18 protein-coding genes are annotated in these 19948 nt (G+C 72.3%); 6 read left to right on the top strand and 12 right to left on the bottom strand.

The genetic code is table 11. The features are described 5' to 3' along the window. Window positions 1–2: 2 nt before the first annotated feature. A complete protein-coding gene (locus ABD437_RS37155) occupies window positions 3–419 on the bottom strand; it encodes a hypothetical protein (RefSeq protein ID WP_344653648.1) in 417 nt (138 codons plus the stop codon). A 53-nt stretch (window positions 420–472) separates the two neighbouring features. After that, window positions 473–1618, bottom strand: coding sequence for a CapA family protein (locus ABD437_RS37150; protein ID WP_344653647.1), 1146 nt, complete (start codon window positions 1616–1618; stop codon window positions 473–475). Window positions 1619–1764: 146 nt separating this feature from the next. Here ABD437_RS37150 and ABD437_RS37145 point away from each other — a divergent pair, with 146 nt between their 5' ends. Further along, window positions 1765–4416 (top strand): WD40 repeat domain-containing serine/threonine protein kinase, encoded by a 2652-nt coding sequence (locus tag ABD437_RS37145; RefSeq protein WP_344653646.1) that lies wholly within the window; start codon window positions 1765–1767, stop codon window positions 4414–4416. Window positions 4417–4531: 115 nt separating this feature from the next. Here ABD437_RS37145 and ABD437_RS37140 read toward each other — a convergent pair whose 3' ends face one another. Continuing rightward, the gene (locus tag ABD437_RS37140) at window positions 4532–6511 is read right to left on the bottom strand and encodes a hypothetical protein (RefSeq protein ID WP_344653645.1); all 1980 of its coding nucleotides are present in this window, start codon (window positions 6509–6511) and stop codon (window positions 4532–4534) included. 200 nt (window positions 6512–6711) lie between these two features. Between ABD437_RS37140 and ABD437_RS37135 the strand changes: the two genes are divergently transcribed. Genes ABD437_RS37135 through ABD437_RS37125 form a run of 3 tightly spaced genes read left to right on the top strand, consistent with a single transcriptional unit; the run spans window position 6712 to window position 8671 of the window. After that, entirely contained in the window at window positions 6712–7521 is an 810-nt protein-coding gene (locus ABD437_RS37135) for an SAM-dependent methyltransferase (RefSeq protein WP_344653644.1), read from the top strand. 21 nt (window positions 7522–7542) lie between these two features. Next, window positions 7543–7785: a DUF397 domain-containing protein gene (locus tag ABD437_RS37130; RefSeq protein WP_344653643.1), complete on the top strand. Its 243-nt coding sequence runs from the start codon at window positions 7543–7545 to the stop codon at window positions 7783–7785. A 43-nt stretch (window positions 7786–7828) separates the two neighbouring features. Continuing rightward, window positions 7829–8671, top strand: a complete 843-nt coding sequence (locus ABD437_RS37125; RefSeq protein WP_344653642.1) for a helix-turn-helix domain-containing protein — start codon at window positions 7829–7831, stop codon at window positions 8669–8671. A 65-nt stretch (window positions 8672–8736) separates the two neighbouring features. On the opposite strand, the gene ABD437_RS37120 is transcribed toward ABD437_RS37125, so the two are convergent. After that, the gene (locus tag ABD437_RS37120; protein WP_344653641.1) at window positions 8737–9552 is read right to left on the bottom strand and encodes an SAM-dependent methyltransferase; all 816 of its coding nucleotides are present in this window, start codon (window positions 9550–9552) and stop codon (window positions 8737–8739) included. A gap of 205 nt (window positions 9553–9757) precedes the next feature. Beyond that, on the bottom strand, window positions 9758–9976 hold the full coding sequence (locus ABD437_RS37115; protein ID WP_344653717.1) for a DUF397 domain-containing protein: 219 nt from the start codon (window positions 9974–9976) through the stop codon (window positions 9758–9760). Window positions 9977–10133: 157 nt separating this feature from the next. On the opposite strand from ABD437_RS37115, the gene ABD437_RS37110 reads away from it, so the two are divergent. Together ABD437_RS37110 and ABD437_RS37105 are read left to right on the top strand one after the other, a co-directional pair. Then, window positions 10134–11372: an erythromycin esterase family protein gene (locus ABD437_RS37110; protein WP_344653716.1), complete on the top strand. Its 1239-nt coding sequence runs from the start codon at window positions 10134–10136 to the stop codon at window positions 11370–11372. Window positions 11373–11386: 14 nt separating this feature from the next. Further along, complete coding sequence (locus ABD437_RS37105; RefSeq protein WP_344653640.1) at window positions 11387–13024, top strand: ABC-F family ATP-binding cassette domain-containing protein; 1638 nt, start codon at window positions 11387–11389, stop codon at window positions 13022–13024. On the opposite strand, the gene ABD437_RS37100 is transcribed toward ABD437_RS37105, so the two are convergent. Genes ABD437_RS37100 through pilM form a run of 7 tightly spaced genes read right to left on the bottom strand, consistent with a single transcriptional unit; the run spans window position 13021 to window position 19946 of the window. After that, entirely contained in the window at window positions 13021–13575 is a 555-nt protein-coding gene (locus ABD437_RS37100) for a DUF4241 domain-containing protein (protein ID WP_344653639.1), read from the bottom strand. The genes ABD437_RS37105 and ABD437_RS37100 overlap by 4 nt on opposite strands. Window positions 13576–13585: 10 nt before the next feature. Continuing rightward, window positions 13586–15085 (bottom strand): ricin-type beta-trefoil lectin domain protein, encoded by a 1500-nt coding sequence (locus tag ABD437_RS37095; RefSeq protein ID WP_344653638.1) that lies wholly within the window; start codon window positions 15083–15085, stop codon window positions 13586–13588. After that, window positions 15082–15666, bottom strand: coding sequence for a PulJ/GspJ family protein (locus tag ABD437_RS37090; protein WP_344653637.1), 585 nt, complete (start codon window positions 15664–15666; stop codon window positions 15082–15084). Before ABD437_RS37090 ends, ABD437_RS37095 begins: the two co-directional genes overlap by 4 nt. Further along, entirely contained in the window at window positions 15663–17582 is a 1920-nt protein-coding gene (locus tag ABD437_RS37085) for a putative Ig domain-containing protein (RefSeq protein WP_344653636.1), read from the bottom strand. The genes ABD437_RS37090 and ABD437_RS37085 overlap by 4 nt, the downstream gene beginning before the upstream one ends. Continuing rightward, window positions 17582–18226, bottom strand: coding sequence for a type 4a pilus biogenesis protein PilO (pilO, locus tag ABD437_RS37080; protein ID WP_344653635.1), 645 nt, complete (start codon window positions 18224–18226; stop codon window positions 17582–17584). Before pilO ends, ABD437_RS37085 begins: the two co-directional genes overlap by 1 nt. A gap of 11 nt (window positions 18227–18237) precedes the next feature. Beyond that, entirely contained in the window at window positions 18238–18930 is a 693-nt protein-coding gene (locus tag ABD437_RS37075) for a hypothetical protein (protein ID WP_344653634.1), read from the bottom strand. Then, window positions 18927–19946, bottom strand: a complete 1020-nt coding sequence (gene pilM / locus ABD437_RS37070) for a type IV pilus assembly protein PilM (RefSeq protein WP_344653633.1) — start codon at window positions 19944–19946, stop codon at window positions 18927–18929. The genes ABD437_RS37075 and pilM overlap by 4 nt, the downstream gene beginning before the upstream one ends. Window positions 19947–19948 lie beyond the last annotated feature (2 nt).

Below are 19948 nucleotides of genomic sequence, written 5' to 3'. Positions count from 1 at the left end.
GGTTACTCCGCCTCCCCGGACACGGTGGCGCCGTCGGCGTCCCGATAGCCGGCCGCGGCGATGGGCAGTGCGTCGCAGAGGGTGCGGAGCACCTCGAGGTACAGCCCGAGCTCGGCATCCCAGCGCTGCACGGTGTCGGCGATCGCGTGGTCGGCCTCGCGGAGGCCGGTGGCTCCGGCGACGTCGGCGGTGCCGCTGCGCCAGTGCCGCCGGATCGCGTCGAGCTCGTCGACGAGCGCACTCGCGACCCGCCCGGCGTCCACGAGCGCCCCGGGCGACACCGCGAACGCCCCGGGCGAAAGACCGAACGCCCCGGGCGGCGCGACCACTGCCCCGGGCGGTGCAACCAGCGCATCGGCCGACCCCGCGAGCGGCCCGGCCGGGCCGGCCGACCCGGCGCGCTCCGAAGATTTCTCCACCCCGTCATCGTGGCAGCCCTCACGACCCTCGCCCACGTTGTCCACAGGGCGATTCACGCCGGCGGCGTCAACCCGCCGGTGGGGGAGACGCGCGCGGCGGCGCGGCCGAAATCGGCGGTGGAGAGCCCCCGCACCAGCGTGAGCGCCCGCCGGCGGGGGTCACGGGCCGGGAGACCGCCGTCGACCAGGTGGGTGCCCACCAGCGTGCCACCGGCCCAGCTGCCGTCGGAGCGCAGCGTCACCCGCAGGACACCGCCCACCCCGGCCGGCCCGGCGCTCGACAACGTCCGGTACCCGGCGAAGTTGCCCAGGCTGTACGCGATCAGCCGCCCCCGGTAGAACTCCAGGCCACGCAGCACGTGCGGGCTGTGCCCCACGACGAGGTCCGCACCGGCGTCGACGACGGCGTGCGCGAACCGGATCGGGTCGCCGCGCTGCTCGCCGAGGAACGACTCCGGGCCCCGCCGGACGTGGGCGTGGTCGGCGCCCTCCGCGCCGATGTGCATCTGGACGACGACGAGGTCGGCGCTCGCGGCGGCCCGTCGCACCAGCGCGGCCGCGGCCGGGACGTCGAGCACGCTGTTCGTCCACGCGTACGGGGAGAACCCGATCGTCGCCACCCGGATCCCGCGCACGGAACTCCGGGTGATCCGGCCGGCCGGGCCGGTGTGGTCGACGCCGTACCGGCGCAGCGCCGCGACCGTGTCGGCGAGCCCGGCGTCGCCGTAGTCGCGGGCGTGGTTGTTGGCGACGTTCAGCACCGTGAACCCGGCGCCGGCGAGCCAGCGGGCGTACCCCGGCGGCACCCGGAACGCGTAACACGTCCGCGCCTCGGCGGTGGATCGCTCCTCGGTCGGCCGGGACACGCGGCGAGCGCACTTCGTCGTCGTGGTCCGGTCGGTCAGCGGCGACTCGAGGTTGCCGCTCACCACGTCGCCGGTCAGCTCGCGGCGGACGTCGTCGAAGAACGTCCGGCCGCCGTTCGGCGGTAGCTTCGGCGTCGAGCCCAGGATCACGTCACCCACCGCGGCGAACCGCACCGTCGGCACCGGGGCCGCCGACGCCGCGGGGGGCACCACCCGGAGGAACGACGCGTCGGGCGGTCCGCCGCCGGGGCCGGTCGTGGTCGCCGCGAGCACGCCGAGCAGGACGGCGGGCACGCCGAGCAGGAACCACCGGCCCCGGTATCCGGACGTCACAGCCGAACAATAGGGAAAACCGGGCGCCGAACCGCCGGGCCGCGCCGGGTGTCGGCAACCCGTCCGGAGCCGAACGACGCCGGACGTGGGGCTATACACTCCAGCGGCGGACGAATGGTTACCGGACAGGGGAGCGCGGACCCACGATGAGCGGCTGGTCGAGCGACTCGGGCGGCGCTCACCCCGGCGACGGCTCGCCCAGCGGGGGCGGCCCCACGCTCACCGAACCGCAGATCGTCGAGGGGCGCTCGATCCGCTTACCGGTCGGCACCGGTCCCGGCGTCCGGGTGCTGCTGCGCGAGCGCATCTCGAAGAACACCGGGCAGGCGACGGTGTTCACCGCCGAGCTGCTCGACCCGCTGGCCGAGGCGGGTGAGCCCGGTGACCCGGTCGCGGTCCGGGTGGTGCTGGAGCGGCGCGGCCGGCCCGACGTCCTGCAGCGCATGCGCCGTGAGCAGCGGTACGCCACCGCGTTGCGGCACCCGTTCCTGCTGCCGGTGTTCGCGCAGGCCGAGATGCCGGAGTTCCGCCGCGAGTTCGACGGCACCTGCCTCGCGCTGGTGCAGGTCATGCCGCTCTGCGGTGCGGACCTGGAGGACCAGGTCGTCAAGTCCAACCCCCCGCGGCTGACCGCCGACCAGATCCTGTTCGACCTGGTCGGCATCGCCGACGCACTGCACCACCTGCACACGCCGACCGGTCAGCGCGGGGTGCTGGTGCACCGCGACGTCAAACCGGCGAACATCCTCCGGTGGGACCGGCGCAGCGTCCTCGGGGACCTCGGCACGCTCCGCGACCCGCAGACCGGCAACCCGACCGGCGGGGTCGGGACGATCCCGTACATGCCGCCGGACGAGGGCACGAGCCCGACCCCGGCCTGGGACATGTTCAGCTTCGGCGTGGTGCTGGCCGAGCTGCTGACCGCGCGTCGCCCGCACGACGTCGCGGAGAAGACGCCGCTGGCGTACCTGCAGGCGCACCTGCGGCACAGCCTGCGCCCCGACCTGGACGACCTGATCGAGGCCGAGGTGGGGCCGGAGCGCGGCCGGGTGGTGGCCGGGCTCGTGCGCCGGTGCACCGACCCCGAGCCGCGCAACCGTCCGACCGCGGCGGCCGCCCGCGACGAACTGCTGCCGCTGCTGACGCCGGACGAGCAGCTGCGCCTGCACGAGCTGGTCGGGTTCGACACGGTCGAGGCGCTGGACGTGATCGCGATCAGCGCGCTGCGGGTGTTCGGGGACCAGCACCCGGTGACCCGTTCGGCGGCCGAGCGGCTGGCGGCGACGCTCGTGGCGTCGGCCGCGGGGTTGATGGAGGAGGGGCGGCCCGGCCGGGCCAAGGACTACCTCGAGCGGGCCCGGCGGATCCAGGGGGCGCTCGCCGAGGGCGGGCCGACGCCGGTGGAGCCGTTCACCGACGCGCCCACCCGCCAGCAGCACTGGACCCGCACCCGCTCCGACCACCCCGCGATCGCGGCCCCGATCTCCGGAGCCGCCCCCGTCTCGGGCGCGGCCCCCGTCTCCGGCGCGGCCCCCGTCTCGGGATCAGCCCCGGTCTCCGGCTCGGCGCCGGTCGCGTACCCGGTCTCCGGCCACCCCGTCTCCTCGTATCCCGTCTCCGGCAACCCCGTCTCCGGGCACCCCACCCCGGGCGGCACCGCGGTCTACGGCGCTCCGTACGGCTACCCGCCCCCCGGCCCACCGGCGCCGCCGAAAAAGAAGAAGCGCACCGCCCCGCTCCTCGCCGGCCTCGCGGTCCTGGTCGTGCTGGCCGTCGCCGGCGCCGGCATCTACCTCCTGAGACCCACCGGCGGCGACGACGGGGGCGACGGGGACGTGGCCGCGCCCCGCGTCACCGCCACGCCGCTCGCCGTCGGGCCCTCCCCGGCGGTGCAGGACACGTTCAGCGGCCACACCCAGTGGATCAACGCGGTCGCGTTCAGCCCCGACGGCACCCGGATCGCGTCCGGGAGCGGCGACAGCACGGTGCGGCTCTGGGACGTCGAGGACCGCAGCCCGATCGGCGACCCGCTCGAGGGCCACACCGGCACGGTCTACCGCGTCGCGTTCAACAAGGACAACCTGCTGGCCTCGGTCGGCGGCGACGGCGCGGTCCGGCTCTGGAACACCACCGCGGGCACGAAGGTGGGCACCCTCACCGGCCACACCGGCGACGCGTACGGCCTGGCGTTCTCGCCGGACGGCCGGACGATCGCCTCGTCCGGCGGCGACAAGACCGTCCGGCTCTGGGACGTCGCGAGCCAGCGCCAGATCGGGCAACCGATGACCGGCCACACCGACGAGGTGTACAGCGTCGCGTTCTCGCCCGACGGGAAGACGCTGGCCAGCGGCAGCGCGGACGACACGATCCGGCTCTGGGACGTGGCGACCCGCACACCGCTCGGCGACCCGCTCAAGGCCACCCCCGGTGACATCGACTCGATCGCGTTCAGCCCGGACGGCCGGTACGTCGCCGGTGGCGGTTCCGACAGGGTCGTCCGGGTCTGGGACGTGGAGAAGCGGATCGTGCACCAGGCGCTGCGCGGGCACACCGACAACATCTACGGCCTGGCCTACAGCCCCGACGGCCGCACCCTGGCCACCGCGAGCATCGACGACACCACCCGGCTGTGGGACCTCACGACCGGCAAACCGATCGGGAAACCGCTGAAAGCCACCGGCGACGTCGACGCGGTCGCGTTCAGCCCGGACGGACGCCTCCTCGCCGACGGTGGCGACGAGAAGGTCGTCCGGCTCTGGGACCTGGACACCCGGCCCGTTCCCACCCCGAGCAACTGACGATGCCCCAGCCGACCGGCGGCACCTCGTGGCTCGAGGGCATCTCCGCGTTCCTCGTGCTCGCGTTCTTCGCCGCGTCGTGGTGGCGCGCCCGCCGCCGGAAGAACCGCGGCGACTAGCGCACGGCCGACAGCCCCCACTCGGTGTTCGCGTTCGTCGACTGCGACCCCGCGAAGCCCTCACCCGGGTTGAACACGTCCCGTCCGAAGTCGACGTCGTCGTCGTCCTCGGTGCCGCCGATCTGGTCGGCTCCCACCCCCCAGAGCACCGCGAAGTTGCCACCCTGGTCCATCAGGTCGGCGGTGTCGTCGAACGCGGCCGTGTGCCAGCTGCCCAGGAAGTGCCCGATCTCGTGGGACACCGCGTTGCCGACGGCCTGCCCCACGAACGCGACCCGGTTGCTGGAGCCGTTCAGGTACGCCAGCAGCGAGGGGTTCGACGTGTTCCGGGCTCCGCCGGGGTTGGAGACGTCGTCGAGCAGGACGAGCGCCGATTCCTCGGTGTCGAAGTTGCCGGGGTCGACCGACTGGGAGATGCCGACGGTGGAGAGCCCGGCCTCGTCGGAGCTGCCGCCGATGACCACGCGGCTGACGTTCGGCTCGCCCCACGGGTCGTGGTTGTCGCGGCTGTTGAGGATCCGGATCGCCACCCGGCCGCCGAAGTCGTGCTCGAGGTTCTCGCGCACCGACCGGATCGTCGCGTCGATCGCCGCGCTCTCCTGGTCGCCGCGCAGGCCCCAGCGGCCGAGGAACGCGCGGTACGGGGAGAGCGTCCGCACCCCGGTGCCGCCCCAGATCTTCGTGTTGACCTGGGCCCCGTCGAAGTCGAGGAAGATCGTCTGCACGGTGCTGGCGCCGCGCTTCTCCGGGCCGGGCCGGTACACCTGCAGCGTCAGGTCGTAGCGCCCGGCGCCGCTGCTGACCGCGATCGTGTGCGGCCCGGTCGCGTCGGCCACGTGGGCGAGCACGGCGTTGCCGCCGCCGGGCAGCGGTGAGGTCGGCGGGTAGATGCCGGACTGGTCCTGGCGCGAGGTGATCCGCAGGTGGTCCTCGGGGTCGCGGACCGAGAGCTCGCGCGCCGAGCCGCTGACCGAGGCGCCGAGCACGTCACCGGCGTGCAGGTCGACCTGGTAGTAGTCCACGTCGTCGGCGTCCAGGCCGAACGTCAGCGTGTAGGCGCCCTCGGAACCGACGCCCTTGCCGCTGCCGGAGTCGAACGGGTCCTCCGGTACCGGCGAGTCGTAGGCGCCCACCGAGACGAAGTACTCGCCGTCGGCGGGGATGTTGATCGCGAGCCGGCTGTCGAGCGTCTCGCCGTCGTCGTCGTTGAGCGCTATCGCTTTCCCGGCCTTCGTCCAGAGGACGACGACGGAGTCGAGCTTCGGCTGCGTCGCGTCGTTGCTGGTCGGGGTGTCGAGGTCGACGAGGAGCCGCTGGCCGGCCTTCGCGGTGGCGATGCGGTAGAAGTCGAAGTCGCCCTTCTTGTCGCCCTCGGAGCCGTGCGGTCCGTCGCCGATCCGGCCGGTGGTGGTCCGCCGCGTCTGCGACCCGGGCAGCACGACGTTCGACGCCACCCGGATCGACCCGTTGTCCTCCTTCGGCGGGTCGAACTGCACGGCGGCCGGTCCGTCGGCGAGCGTGCCCACGACCCGGGCGGACGGTGTGCGGCCCTCGGCCGAGCCGAAGCGGGGCAGGGTCTCGGCCGTGCCGATCTTGTCGTTGCCGCCGAGCGTGCGTGACGGCTCCAGCTCGTCGACGAACACCGGTTCGACGCCACGGGCCGCGAGCCCGCGCGGATCGGTCTTGCCCGCCTTGCCGGACACCGTGCGCTGCCGCCCGTCGGCGGCCATCTTCTTGCGCCAGTACCCCCAGTCGACCTTCGCCGGCTCCGGCACCAACCCCAGGTACGGGTTGACGGCCCCGGTCGCCACGGCCTTCTTCTTGTCGACGTTGGGCAGGCCCAGCTGCCGCGCGGCGTCCAGTTGGGCGGGGTGCGGAGCGGGGTCCGGTGCCGCCGCGGTCGGGCCGCCGAAGAGCAGGAGCCCGGCCACCGCCCCCGCGGCGCCGAAAGCGGTCAGTATCGGACGATGTCTCATGTCCCGGCCCCCCTGGTATCCGACAAGAGGAACATAACGTATTAAGCGTCCCTAAAACCTCTTACCCCGTGGCATCGGCGGTTGGGGTGCCAAAACGGGTTTTGATTCCTCGGCGTATGGCCGAGGGGGACCGGAACCGGCTGCACTGGAGTGGCAGACTGCTGCGGGACGGCCCATCGCTCTGTCCAGTGGAGACGCCGATGAACGAGGCAGGCGCGGCCGACCGGCCGAACCCGGCCGGGATCTACGACTACCTCCTGGGCGGGTCGGCGAACACCGCCGCCGATCGGGACGCCGCGGACCGGGTGATGAAGGCGTTACCGGAGCTGGCCGAGTCGGCCTGGGCCAACCGCGGCTTCCTGCAGCGCGCGGTCGCCCGGATGGCCGACGAGTGGGGCGTGCGTCAGTTCCTCGACCTCGGGGCCGGGTTGCCCACCCAGCGCAGCACGCACGAGGTGCTCGCCGAGCACTGCCCGGACGGCCGGGTCGTCTACGTCGACCGGGACCCGCTGGCGGTCGAGCGGGGCGAGGTCCTGCTCCGGGGTGTCGCCGGCGCCACGATGGTGCACGCCGACATCCGCGACGTCGAGCAGGTGCTGTCCGCGCCGCGCACCCGGGAGCTGATCGACCTCGAGCTGCCGGTCGGGATCCTGCTGGTCGCCGTCACCCAGTTCCTGCCCGACGAGGACGACCCGTGGGGCCTGGTGCGCCGCTACGTCGAGGCGGTGCCGCCGGGTTCGTTCGTGGCCGTCTCCGCGCCCACCAGCGACCAGCAGTCCGAGCGGGTCGTCGGCAACCTCCGGTCGGAGATGGCCAGGGCCGGTGCTCGCGCGGTGTCCCGGTCGCGGGCGGACTTCACCCGTTTCTTCGACGGCCTGGAGATCGTGCCGCCGTTCCCGGGCGCCGATCCGGTCGTCGTCCACGTCGGCCAGTGGGGGGCCGAGGATCCCGAGGTCGCGGACGACGACGGGTCGCGGTGGTTCTATGCCGCCGTTGCGCGTAAGCCATGAGGAGAGCGCTAACGTTGTTCCATGACCCCGCCGCGGAAGCCGACGCTGGAAGACCTGCGTGTCGACGTCGAGACGCAGAGTTGGCAGCGGTCCGGCACCGGGCGCGGGGCCATCGAGGTCGCATTCGTCGATGCACTCGAGGAGCGTTGGGTATTGATGCGGGTCGCCGGGGACCCGGACGGGCGAGTGCTGGTCTACAGCCGGTTCGAGTGGGAGTGCTTCGTCGACGGCGTCCGTAAGGGCGAGTTCGACGACGCCGTCTGACACCCCCGGTGAGCGCACGATGCTGACCAGTGGAGGAACGCCGGTGACCACCCTGTACGGCCCCACCGTCGCGAAAAGACGGTTGGCGCGCCGGCTGGTCGAGCTGCGGGTGGAGAACAAGTACACCGCCAACCAGGTGTGCGACAAGCTCAACTGGGGTCGCGGCAAGGTCGGTCGGTTCGAGGCGAACGTCTGGAAGCGCCCGGAGATGAGCGACGTCCGCGACCTGCTCCGGATCTACGGCGTCCCCGACGCCGAGCGCGAGGAGCTCGAGGCGCTGGCGATGCGCGCCAGGGACCGGTCCTGGTGGCGCGAGTACGGCGACGTCTTCGGCGACGACGAGTACGCCGGGTTCGAGTCCGACGCCGAGTGCATCTCGCTCTACATGCCGCTGATCCTGCCCGGCCTGCTGCAGACCTCGGCCTACACCGAGGCGCACATGAACGTCGGCACGCAGTCCGAGCGGTGGCGCGCCCGTGCCCTGGAGGCCCGGCAGCGCCGCCAGCGTGCGCTCGACGACGTCGACGTCGAACTGGTGGTGGTGCTCACCGAGGCCTCGCTGCTCTACCACTGGGGCACGCCGGAGGAGCGCCGCGCGCAGCTCCGGCACCTGGTCGCGATGAGCCTGCGCCCGAACGTCGAGATCCGGCTGTTGCGCTTCGCCGACGGCCCGCACCCCGGCATGAGCAGCCTGATCAGCATCTTCGACTTCCCGGGTGACGAGCCCGGCATCGTCTTCCTGGAGAACGACGCGGCCGTGCAGCAGCTGGACTCCCGCGTCGACGTGGAGACCTACAAGCGGATCTTCGCCGACATCCGCGCCGCCGCACTGGAGCCGATGGCCACGACGGTGGCGCTGAAGCAGCTCTCGGATTCGCTGCCGTAGCTACAGATTGGCGGGAGTTCCGGGCTGGCCGCCCCCCGGTTCGCCCGGAACCCCCGCCAATCGGCTCAGAGGCGCGCCACGCCGCCCAGCAGGCCGGAGGCCGGCGCCGCCGCGTCGGTGCCCGCGGGGTGCCACCGGTTCACCGGGACGATGCCCGGCTCGACCAGGTCGAGACCGCCGACCGCGTCGGTGAGGGTCTCCGCGGAGCGCAGCACCAGCGGCGTCAGCGTGCAGTCGTAGACCAGCCGGGTGATCCGCTCGGTCGTCGACGGCGTCTCGCCGGCCGCCGCGTGCGAGAACGCCAGCAGGCTCCCCGGGGCCGCCGCGCGACGCAGTGGCCCGAGGACACGCTCGAGGTCGCCCGGTACGAAGTGCAGCACCGCGAGGCAGAGGATCGCGACCGGCCGGTCGAAGTCGAGCAGGCGCCGGGTGACCGGGTGCTCGAGCACACCGGCGGCGTCGCACAGATCGGCGTGGATGGCCCCGACCCGCCCGGACACCCCCGTGGCCCGGGCGGTCGAGCCGACCTGGGCGGTGACGCCCGGGTCGATGTCCACCGCGACGACCCGGCTCGCCGCGCCACTGGCGCAGGCCACCTCCGGAACCCCGCCCGGCGACGTGTAGCCGGACCCGAGGTCGAGGAACTGCGTGACGCCCTGCCCGACGGCGTACTCGACGACCCGCCGCAGGAAGGCGCGGTTCTGCTGGGCCGCGACGGCGATGTCGGGCACCGCGTCGAGCAGTGCGTCGGCGGCTTCGCGGTCGGCCGCGAGGTGGTTGCGGCCGCCCAGGTAGTAGTCGTACATCCGGGCCGCGCTGGGCCGGAAACTGTCGACCTCGACCGGCGTGCGCGACCGAGGTGCGTGAAGCGTTGACGTCATCCGCCTGACTCCTCCGACCGCGCGACTCCAAATCTGTGAAACACAGATTATGAAGGTGCGGCGGCGGCGGCAACTCTCTCATGCATATTGGCGAGATTCACTGGTACCAGGCGTTTCTTGCATCGATTGGTGTCAGGGTCCGGGCCCGGAAAACGCCGCACGGTGACACCCGGAGCGGGTGTCACCGTGCAATCGACGACGGGGGTCAGAGGTCGAAGCGACCGGCCTTCACGTCGGCGAGGAACGCACCGAACGTCTCGCGGGTCACGACGTGCGCGCCGTCCTCCGGGCGCACGCTGTCGCGCACGGCGGTCACGACGGGGAAGTTGGCGGCGACCTCCACGCAGCCGGTGTTCGCGCCGGTGCTTCTGGAGGCCTTGCGCCAGTGGGCGTGGGACAGGTCGGTCGGGGAGTCGTTCATCATCGTCACCGGGCCTTCCGTCTTGACAGATAGCGCGGTCCACCATACGCCGCTTCAAACTGTGAATCACAAGAACGAATAACGTGCACCGTGTTTACCAAAATCGCGCGAAATGGCTGTTCAGAAGCGTGAGCTCCGGTTCGCCGGGTACCCGCCGTCCATGCACGGGGACGACCTCCAGGCTCTGGCCGGCCCGCTCCGGGACGCCGGCGACTTCGACCCACTGCTCGACCGGCTCGGCGGCGCCCGCGTCGTGATGCTCGGCGAGGCCAGCCACGGCACGCACGAGTTCTACCGCCGCCGGGCGGAGCTCACCCGGCGGCTGATCGACGAGCGGGGCTTCTCGTTCGTCGCGGTGGAGGGCGACTGGCCGGACTGCGACCGGGTGGACCGGGCCGTGCGTGGCGGCGCGGACCCCCGGCAGGCGCTGTCCGAGTTCGACCGGTGGCCGACCTGGATGTGGGCCAACGAGGAGGTCGGCGACTTCGTGACCGGGCTGCGGGAGGCGAACCTCACCCGCGCGGACCCGGTGGGTTTCCACGGCCTGGACGTGTACTCGCTCTGGGAGTCGCTCGACGAGATCTGTGCCTACCTGCGCGAGCACGACCCGGAGAACCTGCCCGCGGCGCTGGCCGCCGTCGGCTGCCTGGGCCCGTACGGCCAGGACCCCCAGCAGTACGCGTGGGCCACCGTGATGGGGTCCACCTGCGCGCCGCCGCTGGTGGAGCTGCTGACCACGCTCCGGTACCGCACCACCGACCTGGGCATCCTGCAGAACGCCGAGGCCGCGGTCGGCGCGGAGAACTATTACCGCGAGATGGTCAGCAACGGCCCGGAGTCCTGGAACGTCCGCGACGTCCACATGGTCAACACCCTCGACCGCCTGCTCCAGCACTACGGGCCGGGATCGAAGGCCGTGGTCTGGGCCCACAACACGCACATCGGCGACGCCCGAGCCACCGACATGGCCGACGTCGGAATGGTGAATCTCGGCCAGCTCGGCCGCGAACGCTGGGGCGACGACGACGTCGTGCTGGTCGGCTTCGGCAGCCACCGCGGCCACGTGCTCGCCGGCCCGGCCTGGGGCGCACCGGTGGAGGTGATGCCGGTGCCACCCGCGCGCGCCGGTTCGCTGGAGGCGATCCTGGACGCCTCGGTGCCCGAGCCCGCGCTGTTCGTCTTCGACGACGACCGGCCGGCCTGGCTCACCGACACGCTCGCGCACCGGGCGATCGGCGTCGTCTACCAGCCGTCGCGCGAGGCGTACGGCAACTACGTACCGACCCGCCTCGGAGACCGCTACGACGCGTTCGTCTGGCTGCCGGAGACGACCGCGCTGGTCCCGATGCACGCTACCGCGGTCGGCGGTGAGCGGGAAACGTACCCCGTCGGCGTCTGAACTATCGTGGCCCGGTGAGCGCCACTCTGGTCGTCAAGGGCCTGTCCGCCGGGCACGGTGACCGCGCCCTCTTCTCCGGTCTCGACCTCGTCGTCGCTCCCGGGGACGTGATCGGCGTCGTCGGTGCCAACGGCGCGGGCAAGTCCACCCTGTTGCGTCTGCTGGCCGGTCTGGACACACCCCAGGAAGGCGCGGTCCGTCGTACCCCGGCCACCGCCACCGTCGGCTACCTGCCGCAGGAGTCCGAGCGGCGCCCGGGCGAGAGCGTCCGCGACTTCCTCGGCCGCCGCACCGGCGTCACCCGGGCCCAGCAGGAACTCGACGAGGCCACCGAGGCGCTCAGCGAGAGCCGGCCCGGCGCCGACGACGCCTACTCCGAGGCGTTCGACCGCTGGCTCGCGCTCGGCGGCGCCGACCTGACCGAGCGCGCCGACACCGTCGCCGATGACCTCGGGCTCTCGATCGACCTCGACGCGGCGATGACCGGGCTCTCCGGTGGCCAGGCCGCGCGGGCAGCGCTGGCGTCACTGCTGCTCAGCCGCTACGACGTCGTGCTGCTCGACGAGCCGACCAACGACCTGGACCTGGACGGGCTGGAGCGGCTCGAACGGTTCGTGTCCGAGCTGCGCACCGGCACCGTGCTGGTCAGCCACGACCGCGAGTTCCTGGCCCGCACGGTGACGTCGGTCGTCGAACTCGACCTCGCCCAGCAGCAGATCAATACGTTCGGCGGTGGGTACGCGGCCTACCTGGAGGAGCGTGAGGTCGCCCGGCGGCACGCCCGGGAGGCCTACGAGGAGTACGCCGACACCCGCGCCGGGCTGATGGACCGGGCCCGCACCCAGCGCTCCTGGATGGAGAAGGGCGTCAAGAACGCCCGGCGCAAGGCACCCGACAACGACAAGATCGGACGCAAGTTCCGCACCGAGGCCACCGAGAAGCAGGCCGCGAAGGCCCGGCAGACCGAGCGGCTGATCGAGCGGCTCGACGTCGTCGAGGAGCCGCGCAAGGAGTGGGAGCTGCGGATGACGATCGCCGCCGCGCCCCGCTCCGGTGCGGTGGTGGCCACGCTGCGCGGTGTCGTCGTGCGCCGCGGCGACTTCACGCTCGGCCCGGTGGACCTGCAGCTCGACTGGGCCGACCGGGCGGTGCTCACCGGCGCCAACGGATCGGGGAAGAGCACGCTGCTCGGCGTCCTGCTGGGCCGGATCGAGCCCGACGAGGGCACGGCCGCGCTCGGGCCCGGTGTGGTCGTGGGCGAGGTGGACCAGGCCCGTGGCCTGTTCGCCGGCGACGACACGATCCTCGACGTGTTCGCCCGGGTGCTGCCGGACCAGGCCCCGGGCGAGATCCGGACGCTGCTGGCGAAGTTCGGGCTCAAGGCCGACCACGTCCACCGTCCGGCCGGGAGCCTGTCGCCGGGGGAGCGCACCCGGGCCGGGCTGGCGCTGCTGCAGGCCAAGGGCGTCAACCTGCTCGTGCTCGACGAGCCGACCAACCACCTCGACCTGCCGGCGATCGAGCAGCTCGAGTCGGCGCTGGAGAACTACCCGGGCACGCTGCTGCTCGTCACGCACGACCGGCGCATGCTCGACGCGGTGAGCACCAACCGGCGTTTCCACGCCTCGGCCGGACGTATCTCCGAGGCCTAGGAGATCCCGTAGTCGGTGAGGAAGCAGGCGACCTCGCCGTTCGCGGTGTAGCCGACGTAGGTCCCGTACCGGCCGTCGCCACCCAGCGGGAACCCGATCACGTTCACGCCGGTCTTCTCGTCGGTGTAGGACATCGACGGTTCGTCGTGGTCGAACGAGAAGTCGGCGATCATCAGCTCAGCGTTCTCCGGGTCGGTGAGGGTCTCGAACACCTCCACCGAGCCGAACGAGCCGGTGCCGCCGTCGACCGGGAAGTAGACGTGCGTCCAGTCCGGATGGCTGTCGCCGGTGAGCGCGGGGCGCCATTCGCTCACCGGCCCGGGGCGCACGACCACCCGGGCGGCGGTCACCACACCGTCGTCGTGGAGGACCTCGACCGTGTAGTCGCCGGGCGGCACGGTCTCGACGAAGGCGCCGGCCGCGACCTCGTCGCGGGCACGCAGGCCGGGCGGTTCGGCGGCGACGAGGCGCCCGGTGGGTAACGAGAGCAGGCCCGCGGACACCACGTCGGCGCCGCGGAGCGCCCGATCGAAGTCCGGCGTCGTCACCATGCCCGGGAATCTAGTCCTCGTGGACGCCTTTGAGCGGGCTCGCCTGGAGTTCGGTGACCGGCGCGTTCCACTTCTGCCGCGCCGACCCGTCGCACGCGGCCACCACGATCTTGGTGACGCGCTGCCCGGTGTTGAACAGGTCGGGCGGGTTGGCGTCCGGGTCGGTCGTGGTCAGGCAGTTCCCGGCGCTGTCGACGAGCGTGTAGCTCAGCGGGTAGCTGTCGTCGGCCTCGCGGCGGGTCCACTGCAGCGCCGCGCCGCCGGAGCCGCACTGGACGACCCGGACGTACTGCCCGGTCCCCACGAGCAGCGGGCTGCGCAGGCAGTACTGGTTGCCCGGCTTGGTGACGACCGGACCGGTGACCCCATTGGCGGGCATCGTCCACTTCTGGTTCCACGCCACGTAGGTCGGGTCCGGAGCCTGTTTGCACGGCCAGGCGATCAGGAACGACTGGTTGACGTTCTGGTCGGTCACGTCGAGGCAGCGGCCGAACTGTTCGAGGTTGACCAGCTGGCTGTTCGTCGGGCCGGCCGCGCCGGGGCCCACGGTGGCGTCCGGGAAGAAGCTCTGGGTGGTGTTGTAGCTGCGCCGGCAGTTGTTGCCCGAGCCCAGCACCACCGGGCTGCCCTCGACACCGGGGAACTTCGCGTTGAAGCAGTAACCGTCGAGCGAGGACCCGTTCGTGGTGCCCTCGAAGTTCGCCGAGTCGTTGATGCTCCACTGCTGGCGCGGCTGGACGGTCGGGGTCGTGCAGTTGGCGACCACGACCGGGTTCCCGACGGCGTGCGGCGTGGCGGCGTCCAGGCACACGCCCGACGGGAGCGCGGTGGTCCGCGAGGACAGCAGGAGGATCCGCAGCTTGTTGTCGTAGGCGAAGTTCTGGGCCGGGAGGCCGGGACTGCAGGCCTGCAGCGTCACCGCGGTACCCGACGCCGGCGTCGGTGAGCCGGCGTCCAGGCACAGGTCGGTCTCGCTGGTGTTGGCCCGGTAGACGTGGATCAGGCCGCCGGGGATGCTCTGGTTCGTCGTCCGGAACGTGTAGACGGCGGTCAAGGTCCGGCGGACCGTCGCGCCGAGCCCGGCGGAGTAGGTCCCGACCGAGCTCAGCAGCGCGTACGCCGGGGTACGCGCGACCCCCTGGGACGCCGCGCAGGTGATCCGGCTGCTGCCGTTCAACCAGCTGTCGGGTTGGCCCTGGGGGTCCTGCGCGTAGTAGCGGACGCTGACCGAGTACGACCCCTGCAGCACCGAGGTCACCGCACCGGCCAGCGACGCGCACGGCAGTTTCGACAGCACACCCGCGACCGTGCCGTCGTTGGCCGCCCGGATGTGGGCCATACCGACGTCCAGCCCGCTCTGGGCGGCGTTGAGTGCCTCGGCCCGCGCGATCTCCGTCCGGGCCGTCACGGTCTGGCGCACCACCGAGTCCAGCACCACCGTGCTCAGGGACAGCGCCACCAGCGTCAGCAGCATCGCGATCGGTAGCGATCCGTCGTCGCGTCGTCTCACGGCAGTGCCCGGCCTTCCGCACAGGTGGTCCTGGTGTCGACCGACGAGGAGTTCTGCGCGGTGAACGCCACCCGGTAGCCCCGCGTCGCCCGGTTCGCCGAGCCGCCGGCGCCGATCGTCATGTTGAGCGAGAGCTGCTGGTAGACCTTCGGGCTGCCCACGTCCTCGACAGTGAACGGGGTGTCCGCGGTGACGCCGCTCGCAAGCCGGGCCCAGCCGGTCGGCTGCGGCGCCGACGCGCTCTGGTCCCAGGTGCGTTGCTGCAGTTCGCCGGTGGCCCGGTTCAACCGCAGCTGGGTGCAGGTCGGCGTGCCGCTCCAGGTGGTGAGGAACTCGACGTAGGAGTCCTCACCGATCAGGCCGGGCGCGCTGATGGCCGCGGAGTAGCGCACCTCCCGGTCGAGCCGGCCGAACGCGACGGTCACGTCCTGCTGGGCCTCACTGCCGGACTGGGTCAGGTTCGTCGTCCGGTAGAGCGCGAGGATCCCGGACATCGCCGCGGTCATGAACAGGCCCATGACGAACATCGAGATCGCCATCTCGATCAGCGTGATCCCCGCGTCGTCGGGCCGGCGGTTCACGTGATGTTCCAGGTGATCGTCCAGCGGGCACGTGCGTTGAGGCTGTCGGTGAGCGTGATCTGCGTGGTGTACGTCCCGACCGTGGTCGGCTTCCCGGAGATCAGCCCGGTCGCCGACATGCTCAGCCCCGGGGGCAGGCCGGTGACGCCCCACGTGTAGGGCGCCTTGCCGCCGGTGCCGGTGACCTGCTGCGAGACGGTGGCGCCCGCCGCGGTGTTCAGCGGGCTGGTCGGCGCGGTGGCGAACTTCAGCCCGCTGCCGACCGCGGACACCGTGAACGCGAGCCGGATCGACGAGCCGGCCGCCGGCCTGGGCGCGGCGGCGGTGGCGGTGACCGTGAAGATGAACCGGCCCGACACGGTCGGGGTGCCGGTGATCGCCCCGGTGGCGCTGTCGATCGACACCCCGTCGGGCAGGCCGGCCGCCGACCACACGTAGGGCTTCGTGCCGCCGGTGGCCGCCGTGGCCGTGTACGAGAACGCGCTGCCGACGGTGCCCGCGAGCGCCGCGCCCGGAGCCGTGACGTTCGGCCCGACGGCCCAGCTGAACACCGTCGACTTGACGGTGTTCACCGCGTCGGTGGCGGTGACCGTCACCGACGTCGTGCCCACCGTCGTCGGGGTGCCGGTGATCGCGCCGGTCGAGGCGTTGATCGAGAGACCGGTCGGCAGGCTCGTGGCCTTCCACGTGTACGGCTTGACGCCCCAGGTCGCGTCCGGGGTCAGCGTCGGGATCGGGTAGCCCACGGAGTCGGTCTGCGCCGGGATCGCGGTCAGCACGAGCACCGGGACCTTCCAGGTGAACGCCGTCGACGCGGTCTTCTTGTACGTGTCGGTGACCGTGATCGAGACCGCGCTGCCGCTCGCGTTGACGGTCGTCGGCGTGCCGCTGACGGCACCGGTCACCGCGTCGATCGTCAGCCCCGGCGGCAGGTTCGTGGCTTTCCAGGTGAACGGCGCGGTGCCACCGGTCAGCGCCGGCTGCAGCGGCGTGATCGGCTGCCCGCCCTGGCTGCTCTGCGTCGCGATCGCGGCGAGCGTGGGCAGCGCGTTGACCGTCCAGCTGAACGTCGCGATGCCCACCAGGTCGAACGCGTCGGTGGCGGTGATCGTGGTGGTGTAGCTGCCCACCGCGGTCGGCGTTCCGCTGATCAGGCCGTTCGAGCTGATCGACACGCCCGGCGGCAGGCCGGTGGCGCTCCAGCTCAGCGGGGTCGCGCCGCCGGTCGCGGTCACGGTCAGCGTCACCGGGACGGTGATCTCGCCGACCTGCGCTCCCGGGCTCACGACCGTGGGTGGCTTGGCGCTCTGCCCGCTGACGAAGAGCGGATCGGCGGCGGTGCTGCTCACCAGCGTCGTGCCGACGCGGGTGCAGAGGTTGTCCGCGCAGTCCCGGTGCGGCCAGGTGACCTCGACGACGACGCGGTAGAACTCGGCCGCCCCGACGGACGACACCGCGGTGCAGTCCCCGCCGGACCGCAGCTGCCAGCAGCTCCCGATGAACCAGGACTGGGTGTAGCCCAGCCCGTCGATCGTCACCGGCGCGGGCACGGCCGGCAGGAGCGCGGTCCGGCCGTCGGGGTAGGTGGCCTTCGCGTCGTAGGCCTGCTGCATCGTCGCCAGCAGCGGGCGGACGACCGGGTCGGCGGCCGACCACTGCTGGAGCGTCGACGTCCGGTCCCGCCCGGTGACCAGGCTCGCGCCCCGGATCGCCCGCGCGCGCTCCAGCCCGTCGCTGACCAGCTGGACCGCGGTCGAGACGTTGCCCTGCGCCGCGGTGCGGGTCACGGTGGCGGTGAAGAACGTGCCGAGCGAGGTCATCACGATCGTGACGACGCTCATCGCCACCAGCAACTCGGCCAGCGTGAAGCCGTCGTCGGCTCCGCCCGGCCGGTCGCGTCGGTGGTCCGGACGCATCAGTTCGCAGTGGATTCCGTGGCCGTACCGACGGCCGGGGCGACGAACGCCTGCATCTCGATCGTGAGCGTGATCCTCCCGTCCATCACCGGGTCCTCCTCGGCGGAGGCCAGGCTCAGCGTCTTGACCAGCACGGTGCGCGGCTGCACCCGCTGCATCCGGTGGAGGAAGCCGTCGAGTGCCGTGGCGGAGCCTTCGGCCGCCACGGTGATCGGCAGCCCGTAGACGGCCCCGTCGGCGAGCGCGACCGGTGTGCCCACCGAGACGCCCTCGATCGAGGTGGCCGCCAGGGTTGCCGCCGACTGGGTGTCGCGCAGGAACGTCGTCATCTTGTCGCTGGTCGGCAGTGCTGTTCTGGCGGTGGCGTAGGCGGAGCGGTAGTTGTCCAGGTTCGCGTTCTCGGCGCGCACCTGGGCCAGCCGCTTGCGAAGCCCGGCGATCCCGTCCTCCGCCGTCGCGGTGCGGTCCCGGAGATCCGACGCCTCGGTCAGCTGGGGGCGGATCAGCAGGAGCCAGCCGAGCAGGATCAGGGCCACGGCTCCGGCCACACCGCCGATCACCCAGGATCGGTACGCGCTGATCCGGAACGCGGCCGGGTCGAAGAGCGAACCCTCGCCACGGAGTCCCAGTGCGGGAACGATCATGACCGGCTCCTCTACTCGGCGTACAGCTTGCTCAGCAGGGTCGGGGAGAGGTCGGCCTTCACGCCGAACACGATCCCTTTGTCCTGTGCGGTGGCATTGGTGAGCAAGCTTCCGGTGATGCCGGAGATCTTCGCCACCGAGTCCACGAACGTCGCGATCGCCGCGTTGCTCGACGAGAGTCCGGTGATCGTCAGCGCGCCGATCGGGCTGCCGGTCGCGCTCGGCAGCCCGGAGGACGTCATCACCCCGTCGGACGAGCGTTGCGACGGGTCGATGACGTTGAGGAGCACACCGGTCAGGCCGACCCCGGCGGGAGTGGCGCTCCGGATCGACCGGACCAGCGGCGTCCAGGTGACGTCGTCGGCCATCAGCAGCGCCAGCTGCCCCTTGATCTGGTTCGCCGACGCCTGTGCGGTGATCAGTTCCCCGTATCTGCTCTGCTGGGCGCGCAGCTGGCCGGACGCGTCGGTGACCGCGTCCAGGTCGTCCTGGCTCCGGACCTTCCGCACCCAGGCCGCGGCGTACACGGTCAGCACCAGCAGCGCGGTGACCACGAGCAGCGCGATCATGACCAACCGGATCTTGCGGACCTGCCGGTGCGCCACCACCTCGGGCGGCAGCAGGTTCGCGCCGAGCAGCAGCAGTTGCTCGTCCGCGGCCGTGGCGACCGGTGCGGGAGCGGGTGCGGGTGCGGGCGCGCTCATCGGGTGCCGCCCAGCGTCAGGCCGACGGCGATCGCGCACGCCGGCGACGGCGCGGTGTCACCGACGTCGTCGCCGCGGAAGCCACGCAGCCGCCGGAACAGGTCAGCCGAGTGCACCGGGACGTCGAGCTGGTCGGCCAGCGACCAGCGGAGCCCCTGCAGCAGGCTGGCGCCACCGGAGAGCACCAGACGGGCCACCTCGGCCGCGCGGCCGCCCGCGGTCAGGTACGCGAACGAGCCGCGGATCTCGTTCATCAGCGGGCGGATCGCCTCGTTCACCGCGTCGGCGACCTCGGCGTTCTCCTCCCGGTTCAGGCCGATCCGGCACTTGAGTTCCTCGGCCTCGCCGGTCTCCACCCGCAGCCGGTTGGCGACCGCGGCGGTGACCTCGGCCCCGCCCCGCGGAATCGTCCGGACGATGAGCGGCTGCCCGTCGATCTGCACGATGACCTGGGTGAGCTGGGCACCGATGTCGACGATGGCCTCGGCCTCGCCGTCGAGCTGGGCGAGCGCGCGCATCAGCGCCAGCGAGGCCAGGTCCACCCGGGCGACGGTCAACCCGGCCGCCTCCACGGCGGTCACCGCGCTGAGCGTCGACGCCTTGGGCGCGGCCACCAGCAGCCCGCGCACGGTGTCGCGGTCGGACGTCTCGAGCGGGAGGAAGTCGAGGACCGCCCGGTCGACCGGCAGCGGAAGCATGTCGCCGACTTGGAACGGCAGCGAGGTACGCATCTCCTTGCGGGGCAGGTTGGCCACCGTCATCTCCCGGACGACGGTCTGCGCGCTGGTCAGGCCGAGCACCGCCGTCTTCGACCGCAGCGGCGCAGAGGCACGCAGCCGGCGGACGGCGGCGGTCACGGCCGCCTCGTCCTGGATCACGCCGGCCTGGACCGCGCCCGGCGGCAGCGCCACCTCACCGACCGCGGTGACCACCGCGCCGCCACGCGCCTGGTCGGTCTCGACCGCCCGTACCGACGTCGAGCCGATGTCCAGGCCGATCACGCTCGTCGTTCCCATCG

Source organism: Cryptosporangium japonicum (assembly GCF_039524755.1).
Classification (GTDB): Bacteria; Actinomycetota; Actinomycetes; order Mycobacteriales; family Cryptosporangiaceae; genus Cryptosporangium; species Cryptosporangium japonicum.
This window is presented reverse-complemented; position numbering and strand designations above follow the sequence as displayed.